Origin of the sequence: Streptomyces sp. NRRL F-5727, from assembly GCF_000719555.1 — a bacterium.
In the GTDB taxonomy this organism is placed as follows: Bacteria; Actinomycetota; Actinomycetes; order Streptomycetales; family Streptomycetaceae; genus Streptomyces.
Genome location: NZ_JOGX01000012.1, coordinates 59417 through 73127, shown reverse-complemented (window position 1 = coordinate 73127; position 13711 = coordinate 59417). Strand labels below are relative to the sequence as shown.

Sequence of the window (13711 nt, the reverse complement as noted above, 5' to 3'; positions counted from 1 at the left end):
TTCTGTGGCGGGGGGCGGGGCGGTGCGGTGGAAGGGGAGGTCAGCGGAGGGACTCGCCCCGGTGGTCGAGCTGGAGCTGCGGGCGGCCGGTGACGACCAGCCAGGCCGGCAGGGTGGCCAGGCAGAGCAGCGAGAGCATCGCGGGGGAGGAGGCGATGACGGCGGCGACGAAGAGGCTCACCCAGCCCTGCCGGGTGGTCGCGAGGAGGACGCCGAGGACGGCCGAGGAGACGGCGACGGCCGGATGGATCTCCGGGACGAGGGCCTGGGCGACCAGCCCGAAGGCGGTGCCGAGGAAGACGGCGGGGAAGACCCGGCCGCCGCGGAAGCCGGCGGCGGCGGCCACCAGCAGGGCGGCGAGCTTCACGACGGCCAGCCGGGCCAGCTCGCCGGAGGTGTACACCCCGATGGAGCCGACGAGCTCCTTGGTCTCGTGGAGCCCCTTGAAGAGGGTCAGGTGTCCGCCGAAGGCGCCGAGCAGACCCAGCGCCAGTCCGCCGGCGGGCAGCATCAGCATGGGGTGCCGCAGCCGGCCGAAGGCCCGGTGGAGGTGGGGGAAGGCGTAGCAGCCGAGGAGGCCGAACAGGGCGCCGAGGGTGGCCACCACCAGGGCGGCGAGCAGGTCCTCCCAGCCGGGGTCGGTGAGCGGCGGGAGGCCCATGGCGAAGCTGGGGTCCGAGAGGAGCTGGGTGGTCATCGCGCCGGCGCCGGCGGCGAGGAGGGGCGCGAAGAGCCGGTCCCACAGCGAGCCCCGGCCGGGCTGCCCGGTGAGCGCCTCGGAGAGGACCAGGGCGGCGGCGACGGGGGTGCCGAAGAGGGCGCCGAAGGTGCCGGCGATGGCGAGGGAGACCCAGAAGGCCCCCGGGACGTCCGGCGCGGCCCGCAGGCCCAGCCAGGCGGCCAGCGAGATCGCGGCGGCGATGGTCGGCTGCTCGGGGCCGAGGCTGACGCCGCCGGCGAGGGCGAGGGCGGAGGCGGCGAGGAGGCCGGGCACCACGAGGGGCGGCAGCGGCGGCCCGCCGAGCCCCTCCGAGGCCGGGTCGGGTCCGGCGTGCCCCGGCGCCTTCCAGACGACGAGGCCGACGGCGACTCCGGTGACGGTGAGGACGGTGATCATCCACAGCGAGGAGTACCGGCCGATGTCCAGGGCGTCGGGCACGGTCTCCCACAGCACCGACTGGAGTTCCTCGGCGAGCGCGCTGACGCCGAGGAACAGCAGGCCCGATCCGACGCCCACCAGGAGGGCGGGCAGCACCTGCGGGAGAAGGATCCGTACCGGGGTTCCGGCGGGGGCGGTCGCGTCGTGATCGGTGGCCACCGGCCCACCATAAGTGAGCAAATGCCGCACAACACCTCGAAAGGCCGCGCCTCCGGCCGCGCACCTCACGCCACGTCAGGACCGGGGCCGACGGCGTACCGACAGAGAAGGAGCCCCCAGCGCCGCACGGACGCGGACGCGGGCCCGGGCCACCTGCCGCCCGGGCCCGCGGACCGGCCGAGGGTCAGGGCTGCGGGCCGATGACGACGGCTGTGCCGTAGGCACAGACCTCGGTACCGACATCCGCCGCCTCGGTCACGTCGAAGCGGAACATCAGCACCGCGTTCGCGCCGCGTGCCCTGGCCTGCTCCACCAGGCGGTCCATCGCCTGGTTCCGGGTCTCCACCAGGGTCTTCGTCAGGCCCTTCAGCTCGCCGCCGATCATCGACTTCAGACCGGCGCCGATCTGGCTGCCCAGATGGCGGGACCGGACCGTCAGCCCGAAGACCTCGCCGATCACCTGCCGTACCTCGAACCCGGGGACGTCGTTCGTCGTCACCACCAGCACGTCGGGGTGCGGTCCCTGACCGCCTCCGTACTCCTCGATGCCCATCGGCACTCACCTCCTGGTCACCCAGGGTCGCCGCGAGGCGGCCCGTCCGCATCCCGTGCGCCCCGGGCGGAACCGGGGGCCGCCGCTCCACGTTGATAGCTTGGGGCGCGCCGCAGGCATGTCCCGCCCTCCCCTCGACATGCCCTCCCCCCGAACCGCAGGAGCCCGGAACCGTGAACACGCTTGCCCTCGGACCGAGCTGGCTGGATCCGGACTACCTGATCCAGACCTTCGGTCTGATCGGTGTCCTCACCATCGTCTTCGCCGAGTCCGGCCTGCTCATCGGGTTCTTCCTGCCCGGCGACTCGCTGCTCTTCACGACCGGCCTCCTGGTCACCACCGGCAAGCTGGACACGCCGCTGTGGCTGGTCTGCACGCTGGTCGTCGCCGCGGCGATCCTCGGCGACCAGGTGGGTTACCTGTTCGGCCGGAAGGTGGGTCCGTCGCTCTTCCGGCGCCCCGACTCCAAGCTGTTCAAGCAGGAGAACGTCGAGAAGGCGCACGAGTTCTTCGAGAAGCACGGCCCGAAGTCCCTCATCCTGGCCCGGTTCGTGCCGATCATCCGCACCTTCACGCCGATCATCGCCGGCGTCAGCCGGATGAACTACCGCTCGTTCATCACCTTCAACATCATCGGCGGTGTCCTCTGGGGCGCCGGCGTGACCCTGCTCGGCGCCTCCCTCGGCAAGATCGACTTCGTGCACAAGCACATCGAGGCGATCCTCATCGCGATCGTCCTCATCTCGGTCGTCCCGATCGTGATCGAGTACCTCAGGGCCCGCTCCCAGTCGAAGAAGGCCGCCGCCGAGGGTACGGCCCCCGCCGACCCGGCGGCGCCCGCCGCCCCCGCCGCCCCCGGCGACCAGGGCGACCAGGGCGCCTACGGCCCCCAGCCCGGCCACGGCCAGGCCGCCTACGGCGAGCAGCCCGGCCAGGGCGGCTACGGCGACCAGGGCGGGTACGGCGACCAGGGCGGGTACGGCGACCAGGGCGGCTACGGCGGTCGGCAGGACCAGGGCGGCTACGGCAACCAGGACGGCTACGCCGGCCAGGGCGGGTACGCGGGCCAGGCGGGCTACGGCGGCTACGGCAACCAGAGCGGCTACGGCAACCAGAGCGGCTACGGCAACCAGGCCGGCCACGGCTACGGCGACCAGCCCGGCTACGGCGACCAGGGCGGCTACGGCCATCAGGGCGGTTACGGCGCCCAGCCCGGCTACGGCGACCAGCCCGGCTACGGCGGTCACCCGGGGCAGCCCGCGTACGGCGAGCAGCCCGGACAGCCCGCCCAGCCGGCGTACGGACAGCAGCCCGCCCAGCCCGGCTACGGACAGCAGCCCGCCCAGCCCGGCTACGGACAGCAGCCCGCCCAGCCCGGCTACGGCCAGCAGCCCGCCCAGCCCGGCTATGGCCAGCAGCCCGGCTACGGCGACCAGGGCGGCTACGGCGGCCAGAACCCGCCGCCGCACGGCGGCGACGGCCGGCCCGCCCAGCGCTAGGACACCGAACCGACAGCAGCCCCGCCCCAGGCCCTCCGGCCCGGGGCGGGGCTGCTTCGTCCCGCCCGCCGGGAGGGCGGCTCAGAAGCCTCGGGTCCGCTTCGCCGCGCTGCGCGCCGAGCCGGCGCCCGGGGCCCGCATGAAGAGGCGGGCCAGCTCGCCTCCCAGGTTCACCCCGATCGCGATCGCCAGCGCCAGGGCCGCCGCCTTCGCCAGCGAGGTGAACCCCTGGTCCAGGTTGTTCTGGGCGATGGCGAGCACCCCGAAGTACGTCGCGGAACCGGGCAGCAGCGGCCCGATCGCCGCCGTCACGTACGGCAGCGACGACGTGTGGTGGTAGCGGGCCATCAGCTGCCCGAAGAGACCCACGAGTCCCGACGCCACCGCCGTCGCCATCACCGCCGAACCCTCCGCGGTGATCGCGATCGACGCGTACACCACCCACGCCACCCCGCCGTTGAGCGTCGCGAAGAGCACCGTCGCCCGCGACTGCTGCAGCAGGACGGCGAAGGTCGCGCACAGCACCATCGACGACAGGATCTGCGTCACCGGTCGCTCGACCGGGCTCAGCGTCCCCTCCGGATTGAGCTGGGCGTCGAACTGCACCGCGACGTACAGCACCGACAGCACGCCCACCACGATCGCCACGAAGAAGTAGGCGACCTCCAGGAGCCGCGCCGAGGCCGTGATGTAGAAGCCGGTCAGGCCGTCCTGCACCGCCGCGACCAGCGCCCGCCCCGGGATCAGCGCGAACAGGCCACCCGTGATCACCGCCGAGGGCCGCAGATCCGCGTGGAGCAGGGTGAGCAGCACCCCCATCGCGGCCGGCGGCATCGCCGCCACCAGGAACTGGTAGAACTCCGGCAGCCCGCGCCCCGCGCACAGCCACGCCAGCCGGTCGCCGAGCACCGCGCCCAGCGCCGCCACGAAGAAGACCCACGCCCCGCCGCCGAGCAGCGTCGAGGCCGCGCCCGCCAGCACGCCGGCCGCCGCCGTCAGCACCCAGCCCGGGTACGGATGCCGGTTGCGCCGGATCTCCGCGAGCCGCCGGTACGCCTCCTCCGGCGACACCTCGTGCGCCGGCGCGTTGATGTCCGCGAGCAGCTGGTAGACCGCCGCCAGCCGGGTGTAGTCGGTGCCCCGGCGCCGTACCGTCCGGTTCGCGGTCACCGGGTCGTCCACCAGCGACGGCTGGTGCGTGATCGACAGCAGCGTGAACGTCACCGTCGGCTCGCAGCGGTCCAGACCGTACGAGCGGCAGATCGCGAACATCGCCGCCTCGACGTCCTCGGCGCCCTCCCCGCCCGCCAGCAGCAGCTCCCCGATGCGGAGGCTCAGGTCGAGCACGCGCGGCACCGACGGCCCCGTCTCGCCCTTCGCGTCGGCCGGCTCCGGCACCACCGGCCGGTCGCCCACCGGCAGCCGCAGCATGGTCCGCATCCGGTCCTGCCACGGCGCGTTGTGCGGCAGCCGCGACAGCGGCACCCCGTAGGCCGGGGTGAAGGCCGGCGGGGAGTCCTTGACGGAGTACGTCGACGGCGCGGCGAAGGCCGAGCCCTCCGGCTCCGGCGCCGGCTCGGGCGCCAGCCCCTCCGGCACCGTGAACGCCGAGCCCTCCGGCTCGGGAGGCGGCTCCGGCACCAGCCCCTTCGGCAGCGCGAACTCCGAGGTCGCCTCGTCCGACAGGGGCTTCCGGTCCTCCGGAGCCTCCTCGGGGCCCTCCGGCTCCGCCACCACTCTCTCCGCCTCACACCCAGGGAATCGTGGATTCCAGTATGAGTCTCCGACGGGTGTGCGAAAGGCGGATGCGCGAAAGGCGGTACGCCCGAAAGCACGGAAGGCGGTCCACCCCGAAGGGTGCACCGCCTTCCGCGAAGACCAGGGGCGTCAGTGAGCGCCCTGCTCCTTGGCGCGCGCGATCGACTTCTCGATCTCGGCCTCGGCCTCGGCGCGGCCGACCCAGTCGGCGCCCTCGACCGACTTGCCCGGCTCCAGGTCCTTGTAGACCTCGAAGAAGTGCTGGATCTCCAGGCGGTCGAACTCCGGCACGTGGTGGATGTCGCGCAGGTGCTCCATGCGCGGGTCCGTCGCCGGCACGCACAGCAGCTTGTCGTCGCCGCCGGCCTCGTCCGTCATGCGGAACATGCCGATGGCGCGGCACTTGATGAGGCAGCCCGGGAAGGTGGGCTCGTCGAGGATGACCAGCGCGTCCAGCGGGTCGCCGTCCTCGCCGAGCGTGTTCTCCACGTAGCCGTAGTCGGTGGGGTAGGCCGTCGACGTGAAGAGGCGACGGTCCAGACGGATGCGACCGGTCTCGTGGTCGACCTCGTACTTGTTCCGCGATCCCTTGGGGATCTCGATGAGAACGTCGAACTCCACGGTGGGGCTCCTCCTGAATCAACACAAGTGAATGCTCGCGACGACGCGCGGTGATTAAGTGTCTCTCACGCACGTACGTGATCGCGAAAGGGGCTGGTCAGCAATGCCGGAGCCGAGGGTGTGGCAGCTCACGGCGGGCTCCGCCGTGCTCGGTCTGGCTCTCGCCGCCGCGGCGGCGACCGCGGCAGGCCCCTGGGACGGAGGCCAGCGTACGGCCGAGCGGGCCCGGGCCGCCGCCCCCGCGGCGGGTGGCGAGCGTCACCCCGGGCGTCCCCCCGCCCCGGCCGCCGCCCCGAAGCCCGCCGAACCCGCCCCCGCGCCCAGCGCCCCCGGCGTCCTCGCCGCCCTGTCGGGACCGGCCGTCCCCGCCGCCCGCCCGGACGACCTCGCCCGCACCCTCGTCCCCCTGCTGGCCGATCCCGGCCTCGGCACCGCGCGCACCGCCTCCGTCGTCGACACGGCCACCGGGAAGCAGCTGTACGGGGAGGGCGCCGGCACCCCGATGACACCGGCCTCCACCGTCAAGATCGCCACCGCGGCCGCGGCCCTCTCCGCCCTCGGCACCGACCACCGCATCGCCACCACCGTCACCGCCGCCCCCGACGGCAAGGCGGTCACCCTCACCGGCGGCGGCGACCCCACGCTCGACCCGGCCCGGCTGAAGACCCTCGCCGCCGACACCGCCCGCGCCCTCAGGAAGGCCGGCCACACCTCCGTACGCCTCGCCTACGACACGAGCCTCTACCGGGGCGACGCCCTCCACCCCATCGGGCCCAACGAGAACCTCGCCCCCGTCACCGCGCTGATGACCGACGGAGGGCGCCTCGACGACAGCGACAGCGGCCCCGCCCCGCGCTCCGGCGACCCCGCCCTGGACACCGCCACCGCCTTCGCCGCCCACCTGGCCGACGCCGGCGTGAAGGTCACCGGCGCCCCCGCGCCCGGCCGCACCCCGAAGGCCGCCCCGCTCGCCCGTACGCACTCCGCCCCGCTCGCCGACCTCGTCGAGCGCACCCTCACCCACAGCGACAACGACCTCGCCGAGGCCCTCGCCCGGCAGACCGCGCTCGCCCGCAAGCAGCCCGCGTCCTTCCGCGGCGCCGAGAAGGCCGTCCGCGACCAGCTCGGCACGCTCGGCCTGCCGCTCGCCGGCGCCCGCTTCGCCGACGGCAGCGGCCTCGACCGCCGCGACCGGGTCTCCGCCGCCCTCCTCACCGGACTCCTCACCCGCGCGGCCGACCCCGACCGCCCCGAGCTCCGCCCCCTCCTCACCGGCCTCCCGGTCGGCGGCTTCACCGGCACCCTCGCCGGCCGCTTCGGCCAGGCCCCCGCCGGCGCCGGACTCGTCCGCGCCAAGACCGGCACCCTCACCGGCGTCAACACCCTCGCCGGCACCGTCGTCACCGCCGACGGACGCCTCCTCGCCTTCGCCTTCCTCGCCGGCCGGACCCCCTCCCCGGACCTCGCCCAGCCCGCCCTCGACCGCCTCTCCGCCGCCCTCACCGGCCAGAAGTGACCCCCGCGCGACCCGCCGGACGGGGCCCGTTCCCGCCCCGAACCCGTACGGTTGACGCATGACGAGCATCGGTGGTGCAGGCACGTCCGGAATGGTCGACTGGAACCTCGCGGTGGCGACCGCGACCAGGCTGGTCCGGCCCGGCCCCGAGGTCGGCCGCGACGAGGCCCGCGCCGTCGTCGCCGAGCTCCGCCGGCACGCCAAGGCCGCCGAGGAACACGTCCGGGCCTACACCCGGATGCTCCCCGAGACCGGCGCGGCCCACGACACGCCCGTCCTCGTCGTCGACCGGGCCGGCTGGATCAGGGCCAACGTCGCCGGCTTCCGCGAACTCCTCACCCCGCTCCTCGGCAAGATGCAGGAGCGCCGCGCCACGGCCCCCGGCAGCGCCGTCCTCGGCGCCGTCGGCGGCAAGGTCACCGGCGTCGAGCTCGGCATGCTGCTCTCCTTCCTGGCCTCCCGCATCCTCGGCCAGTACGAGACCTTCGCCCCGGTCACCCGCGACCTCCCCGGCGCCCCCGAGGGCGGCGGACGGCTCCTCCTCGTCGCCCCCAACATCGTCCACGTCGAGCGCGAACTGGGCGTCTCCCCGCACGACTTCCGCCTCTGGGTCTGCCTCCACGAGGAGACCCACCGCACCCAGTTCACCGCCGTCCCCTGGCTCCGCGACCACCTCCAGGGCGAGATCCAGTCATTCCTCGCCGCCACCGAGGTCGACCCCGGCACCTTCGTCGAACGCCTCCGCGACGCCGCCCAGACCCTCGCCGGCGGCCGCCCCGAGGCCGAGGAGGGCGACCCCGCCCCCTCCCTCGTCGAACTCGTCCAGACCCCCGAACAGCGCGAGATCCTCGGCCGCCTCACCGCCGTCATGTCCCTCCTCGAAGGCCACGCCGACTACGTCATGGACGGCGTCGGCCCCCAGGTCGTCCCCTCCGTCGCCGAGATCCGCGAGAAGTTCCAGCAGCGCCGCGCCCGCGGCGCCTCCCGCCTCGACCTCGCGCTCCGCAAGCTCCTCGGCCTGGACGCCAAGCTCCGCCAGTACCGCGACGGCGAACGCTTCGTCCGCGCCGTCGTCGACCAGGTCGGCATGGACGGCTTCAACCGCGTCTGGACCTCCCCCAACACGCTCCCCACCAAGAGCGAGATCGCCGCCCCCGCCGACTGGATCGCCCGGGTCCACCGCCGGGCCGACTCCTGAGGGAGGCGGAACCGTACGGCAGACTCCTGGGGCGGGAGCGCCGCACGGCACGACGACACCGGCGCGCGCCCCACCAATCACCCATCCGAGGGACCCTGGGCGTGGGGTGAGGCGTGCAATGCTCGGGTAAGGGCCACGTTTCTGTCACCATCGACGCACTCTGAGTGACCGAACACCCCATTCCGACCGTTAAGACTCCGACCGAGGCACCCCACCCCATTCACGAAGGGCACCGAACCATGGGTCCCCATCCTGCGGTCGCGGCGATACGCCTGGCGGTCCGCCGCGTACTCCACGACGTCCTCTCCGAGCACCCCACCGACCCCGCCGCCCCCCGCGACACGCACCCCCTCGTGCTCGTCGCCTGCTCCGGCGGAGCCGACTCCATGGCGCTCGCCTCCGCCCTCGCCTTCGAGGCGCGCAAGCTCCCCGTCCGCGCCGGCGGCATCACCGTCGACCACGGCCTCCAGGACGGCTCCACCGGCCGCGCCGACGAGGTCGCCGGCCGCATGACCGCCCTCGGCCTCGGCCCCGTCGAAGCCGTCTCGGTGACCGTCGGCCGCGAAGGAGGTCCCGAGGCCGCCGCCCGGGACGCCCGCTACGCCGCCCTCGACGCCGCCGCCGAACGCCACGGCGCCGCCGCGATCCTCCTCGGGCACACCCGGGACGACCAGGCCGAGACCGTCCTCCTCGGCCTCGCCCGCGGCTCCGGCATCCGCTCCCTCTCCGGCATGGCCGCCGTCTCCGGCGCCCGCGGCCGCTACCGCCGCCCCTTCCTCCAGCTCGACCGCCAGACCGTCCGGAAGGCGTGCATCGCCCAGGAACTCGCCGTCTGGGACGACCCGCACAACAGCGACCCCGCCTACACCCGCTCCCGCCTCCGCCACGAAGGTCTCCCGGCGCTGGAGAAGGCCCTCGGCAAGGGCGTCGTCGAAGCCCTCGCCCGAACGGCCCAGCTCTCCCGCGACGACGCGGACGCCCTCGACACCTGGGCCGCCGACGCCGAGACCGCCGTACGCGACGAGGCGGGCGCCCTCGAATGCGCCAAGCTCCACGGACTGCCCCCCGCCGTACGCCGCCGCGTCCTGCGCCGCGCCGTGATCGCCGAGGGCGCCCCCGCCGGATCCCTCTTCGCCCGCCACATCGAGGAACTCGACCGGCTCATCACCGGATGGCGCGGTCAGGGCGCCATCAACCTGCCCGGCCGCGTCGAAGCCCGCCGCCAGGGTGGCAGACTGGTCATCCGGCAAGGCTGACGCACGCTGCAACGAAAGTGACCCGGGTGAACGAGAAGGACATGGGCACCGACCTCCAGTCGGTGCTCATCACCAAGGAAGAGATCGACGCCAAGCTGGCCGAGCTGGCCGCGAAGATCGACGCGGAATACGCGGGCAAGGACCTGCTCATCGTCGGAGTCCTCAAGGGCGCCGTGATGGTGATGGCGGACCTGGCACGCGCCCTGTCCACCCCCGTCACCATGGACTGGATGGCCGTCTCCTCCTACGGCGCCGGCACCCAGTCCTCGGGCGTCGTCCGCATCCTCAAGGACCTCGACACCGACATCAAGGGCAAGCACGTCCTGATCGTCGAGGACATCATCGACTCCGGCCTGACGCTGTCCTGGCTCCTGTCGAACCTCGGCTCGCGCGAGCCGGCCTCCCTGGAGGTCTGCACCCTGCTGCGTAAGCCGGAGGCCGCCAAGGTCGCCATCGACGTCAAGTGGATCGGCTTCGACATCCCCAACGAGTTCGTCGTCGGCTACGGCCTCGACTACGCCGAGAAGTACCGGAACCTCCCCTTCGTCGGCACGCTCGCCCCGCACGTCTACGGCGGCTGAGCCTCCCCCGTCCCCGGGGAACCCGCACCGCCTTCCCTCCGTTGAACCACGGGAAGGCGGTCGCGGGCGACGATGCTGAGGTACCGTCCGAAGAACAGCTTTTCTCACACCGCTTTTCACACCGCTTTTCTCACAGAGGCATTTACCTACGGGCAGGAGGGACGGAGCGAACTCGCTCCGTATGGATGGACGTGAAGCGATACTTCCGTGGGCCGGTCATGTGGATCGTGCTGGCCGTCCTCGCCGTGGTCGTGCTGATGCAGGTCGTCGGCTCGTCCGAGGGCTACAAGACGGTGGACACCGGCAAGGTCGTCCAGGCGATCGACAAGAACCAGGTCAAGCAGGCAAAGATCACCACCGGTGACGAGCAGATCGTCAAGATCGAGCTCACCGGCGACACGAAGATCGACGGCAGCAACAAGGTCCAGGCCAGCTACATCGGCAGCCAGGGCGTCGACATCGCCGACAAGCTGCAGGAGAAGTTCGAGGCCGGGCAGATCGAGAAGGGCTACACCGTCTCCCCGACGAAGCAGTCGCCCTTCGTCTCGATCCTGCTCTCGCTCCTCCCCTTCGTCCTCATCGTGGTCGTCTTCCTCTTCCTGATGAACCAGATGCAGGGCGGCGGCTCCCGCGTCATGAACTTCGGCAAGTCCAAGGCGAAGCTCATCACCAAGGACACGCCCAAGACCACCTTCGCCGACGTCGCCGGCTCGGACGAGGCCGTCGAGGAGCTCCACGAGATCAAGGAGTTCCTCCAGGAGCCCGCGAAGTTCCAGGCCGTCGGCGCCAAGATCCCCAAGGGCGTCCTGCTCTACGGCCCGCCCGGAACCGGCAAGACGCTCCTCGCGCGCGCCGTCGCCGGCGAGGCCGGGGTCCCCTTCTACTCGATCTCCGGCTCCGACTTCGTCGAGATGTTCGTCGGTGTCGGCGCCAGCCGTGTCCGCGACCTCTTCGAGCAGGCCAAGGCGAACGCCCCGGCCATCGTCTTCGTCGACGAGATCGACGCGGTCGGCCGCCACCGCGGCGCCGGCCTCGGCGGCGGACACGACGAGCGCGAGCAGACCCTCAACCAGCTCCTGGTCGAGATGGACGGCTTCGACGTGAAGGGCGGCGTCATCCTGATCGCCGCCACCAACCGCCCCGACATCCTCGACCCCGCCCTCCTGCGCCCGGGCCGCTTCGACCGCCAGATCGCGGTCGACCGCCCCGACATGCAGGGCCGTCTGGAGATCCTCAAGGTCCACCAGAAGGGCAAGCCGGTCGCGCCCGACGTCGACCTCGCCGCTGTCGCCCGCCGCACCCCCGGCTTCACCGGTGCCGATCTCTCCAACGTCCTCAACGAGGCGGCGCTGCTGACCGCCCGCTCGGACAAGAAGCTGATCGACAACCACATGCTGGACGAGGCGATCGACCGCGTGGTCGCGGGCCCGCAGAAGCGGACCCGGATCATGTCGGACAAGGAGAAGAAGATCACCGCGTACCACGAGGGCGGCCACGCCCTGGTCGCGGCGGCCTCCCCGAACGCCGACCCCGTCCACAAGATCACCATCCTGTCCCGCGGCCGCGCCCTGGGCTACACGATGGTCCTCCCGGACGAGGACAAGTACTCCACCACCCGCAACGAGATGCTCGACCAGCTGGCGTACATGCTGGGCGGCCGCGCGGCGGAGGAGCTCGTCTTCCACGACCCGACCACGGGCGCCGCGAACGACATCGAGAAGGCCACGGCCACCGCCCGCGCGATGGTCACCCAGTACGGCATGACCGAGCGGCTCGGCGCCATCAAGTTCGGCGGCGACAACACCGAGCCCTTCCTGGGCCGCGAGATGTCGCACCAGCGCGACTACTCGGAAGAGGTCGCCGCGCTGGTCGACGAAGAGGTCAAGAAGCTCATCGAGACCGCGCACAACGAGGCGTGGGAGATCCTGGTCGAGAACCGCGACGTCCTCGACAACCTGGTCCTGGCCCTCCTGGAGAAGGAGACCCTGGGCAAGGAGGAGATCGCCGAGATCTTCGCCCCGATCGTCAAGCGCCCGGCCCGTCCGGCCTGGACCGGCTCGGCCCGCCGCACCCCGTCCACGCGCCCGCCGGTCCTCTCCCCCAAGGAGCTGGCCCTGACGAACAGCGCGAACGGCACGTCCCCGGTGGACACCACCAAGGGCATCGACATCGCCCCCGAGGACACCCCGGAGCCCTGAGCCCCGGCCCCCGGAATGGAAGCCGCGCCCCCACAGGTTCTAGCCTGTGGGGGCGCGGCTTTTTTCGCGCCATGTCAGACCAGACGGAACGAGGCACAGATGACCGACCCGGTGACGCTGGACGGCGAGGGCACGATCGGCGAGTTCGACGAGAAGCGCGCCGAGAACGCCGTACGAGAGCTCCTCATCGCGGTCGGCGAGGACCCGGACCGCGAGGGCCTCCGGGAGACGCCGGCGCGCGTGGCGCGCGCGTACAAGGAGATATTCGCCGGTCTGTGGCAGCAGCCCGAGGACGTGCTGACGACCACGTTCGACCTGGGCCACGACGAGATGGTGCTGGTCAAGGACATCGAGGTGTACTCGACCTGTGAGCACCACCTCGTCCCGTTCCGCGGCGTGGCCCACGTGGGGTACATCCCCTCCACCACGGGCAAGATCACGGGCCTGTCGAAGCTGGCCCGGCTGGTCGACGTCTACGCCCGCCGTCCCCAGGTGCAGGAACGACTCACCACGCAGGTCGCCGACTCGCTGATGGAGATCCTGGAGCCGCGCGGCGTCATCGTGGTCTTCGAGTGCGAGCACATGTGCATGTCGATGCGCGGCATCCGCAAGCCGGGCGCGAAGACCATCACCTCGGCGGTCCGGGGCCAGCTGCGCGACCCCGCGACCCGCGCCGAGGCGATGAGCCTCATCATGGCGCGCTGACGCCCTCCGGCGGAGGTCTCAGGCCCGGGCTCCGCCCGGGCCTTCGTCGTCCTCCGGGAGCCTGCAGACGCGCTCCAGGAACAGGGCGGCGGCGATGACGCCGAAGGCGGCCACCACCGCGGCGGCGGCGTAGAGGGCCTGGTCGCGGCGGGCCGGGACGTCGAGGGAGCCGAGCAGGAAGACGCCCACGCCGCCGTAGAGGCCGGCGACGAGGGCGGCGACCAGGGCGCTGGCCTGGCCGAAGACGACCGCGCGGGCGGCCATCAGGGGTTCGACGCCCTTGGCGCCGGGGCGGCGCTCCCGCTGGGCCTTGAGGCGGGCCCGGATCGAGAGGGCGGTCGCCGTGAGCACCACCGCGATCACGGCGAGGACGACGGGCGCGGCGAGCGGCACGCTGGGGAGCGTGCCGACGGAGTCCCAGAGGCGGGCGCCGCCCCAGGAGAGGATGCCGGCGACCACGAAGAGTCCGGCGAGCACCTTGAGCCGCAGTTGTTTCACCGGGTGTCCT

The 13711-nt window shown here is 72.7% G+C and carries 12 protein-coding genes; 7 read left to right on the top strand and 5 right to left on the bottom strand.

Annotation, left to right across the window (positions count from 1 at the left end; all coding sequences use genetic code 11):
* Positions 1-40 precede the first annotated feature (40 nt).
* Positions 41-1318, bottom strand: a complete 1278-nt coding sequence (locus tag IF73_RS0111945; protein WP_031006491.1) for an ion channel protein — start codon at positions 1316-1318, stop codon at positions 41-43.
* Positions 1319-1502: 184 nt separating this feature from the next.
* The gene (locus IF73_RS0111940) at positions 1503-1871 is read right to left on the bottom strand and encodes a YbjQ family protein (RefSeq protein WP_031006487.1); all 369 of its coding nucleotides are present in this window, start codon (positions 1869-1871) and stop codon (positions 1503-1505) included.
* 173 nt (positions 1872-2044) lie between these two features.
* Here IF73_RS0111940 and IF73_RS0111935 point away from each other — a divergent pair, with 173 nt between their 5' ends.
* Entirely contained in the window at positions 2045-3370 is a 1326-nt protein-coding gene (locus tag IF73_RS0111935; RefSeq protein ID WP_051716689.1) for a DedA family protein, read from the top strand.
* Between the two features lie 81 nt (positions 3371-3451).
* Here the strand turns inward: IF73_RS0111935 and IF73_RS0111930 are convergent, their stop codons facing one another.
* A complete protein-coding gene (locus IF73_RS0111930) occupies positions 3452-5107 on the bottom strand; it encodes a threonine/serine ThrE exporter family protein (RefSeq protein ID WP_031006484.1) in 1656 nt (551 codons plus the stop codon).
* A gap of 150 nt (positions 5108-5257) precedes the next feature.
* Complete coding sequence (locus IF73_RS0111925; RefSeq protein WP_030495855.1) at positions 5258-5749, bottom strand: inorganic diphosphatase; 492 nt, start codon at positions 5747-5749, stop codon at positions 5258-5260.
* A 103-nt stretch (positions 5750-5852) separates the two neighbouring features.
* Between IF73_RS0111925 and dacB the strand changes: the two genes are divergently transcribed.
* The 6 genes from dacB to folE all read left to right on the top strand — a co-directional run bounded on the left by dacB (position 5853) and on the right by folE (position 13203).
* Complete coding sequence (dacB, locus tag IF73_RS0111920) at positions 5853-7265, top strand: D-alanyl-D-alanine carboxypeptidase/D-alanyl-D-alanine-endopeptidase (RefSeq protein WP_031006481.1); 1413 nt, start codon at positions 5853-5855, stop codon at positions 7263-7265.
* 58 nt (positions 7266-7323) lie between these two features.
* A complete protein-coding gene (locus tag IF73_RS0111915) occupies positions 7324-8463 on the top strand; it encodes a zinc-dependent metalloprotease (RefSeq protein ID WP_031006479.1) in 1140 nt (379 codons plus the stop codon).
* 239 nt (positions 8464-8702) lie between these two features.
* On the top strand, positions 8703-9719 hold the full coding sequence (gene tilS, locus IF73_RS0111910) for a tRNA lysidine(34) synthetase TilS (protein WP_031006477.1): 1017 nt from the start codon (positions 8703-8705) through the stop codon (positions 9717-9719).
* Between the two features lie 41 nt (positions 9720-9760).
* On the top strand, positions 9761-10300 hold the full coding sequence (gene hpt / locus IF73_RS0111905) for a hypoxanthine phosphoribosyltransferase (RefSeq protein WP_030219931.1): 540 nt from the start codon (positions 9761-9763) through the stop codon (positions 10298-10300).
* A 185-nt stretch (positions 10301-10485) separates the two neighbouring features.
* Positions 10486-12498: an ATP-dependent zinc metalloprotease FtsH gene (ftsH, locus tag IF73_RS0111900; protein WP_031006475.1), complete on the top strand. Its 2013-nt coding sequence runs from the start codon at positions 10486-10488 to the stop codon at positions 12496-12498.
* A 99-nt stretch (positions 12499-12597) separates the two neighbouring features.
* Positions 12598-13203, top strand: coding sequence for a GTP cyclohydrolase I FolE (gene folE / locus IF73_RS0111895; RefSeq protein WP_031006474.1), 606 nt, complete (start codon positions 12598-12600; stop codon positions 13201-13203).
* 18 nt (positions 13204-13221) lie between these two features.
* Here folE and IF73_RS0111890 read toward each other — a convergent pair whose 3' ends face one another.
* Entirely contained in the window at positions 13222-13701 is a 480-nt protein-coding gene (locus IF73_RS0111890; protein ID WP_031006472.1) for a DUF3180 domain-containing protein, read from the bottom strand.
* Positions 13702-13711: the final 10 nt, after the last annotated feature.

Coding starts and splice junctions, on each gene's coding strand:
- IF73_RS0111940 (WP_031006487.1), bottom strand. CDS start 1,871: ATGGGCATCGAGGAGTACGGAGGCGGTCAGGGACCGCACCCCGACGTG.
- dacB (WP_031006481.1), top strand. CDS start 5,853: ATGCCGGAGCCGAGGGTGTGGCAGCTCACGGCGGGCTCCGCCGTGCTC.
- IF73_RS0111915 (WP_031006479.1), top strand. CDS start 7,324: ATGACGAGCATCGGTGGTGCAGGCACGTCCGGAATGGTCGACTGGAAC.
- tilS (WP_031006477.1), top strand. CDS start 8,703: ATGGGTCCCCATCCTGCGGTCGCGGCGATACGCCTGGCGGTCCGCCGC.
- hpt (WP_030219931.1), top strand. CDS start 9,761: ATGGGCACCGACCTCCAGTCGGTGCTCATCACCAAGGAAGAGATCGAC.
- ftsH (WP_031006475.1), top strand. CDS start 10,486: ATGGACGTGAAGCGATACTTCCGTGGGCCGGTCATGTGGATCGTGCTG.
- folE (WP_031006474.1), top strand. CDS start 12,598: ATGACCGACCCGGTGACGCTGGACGGCGAGGGCACGATCGGCGAGTTC.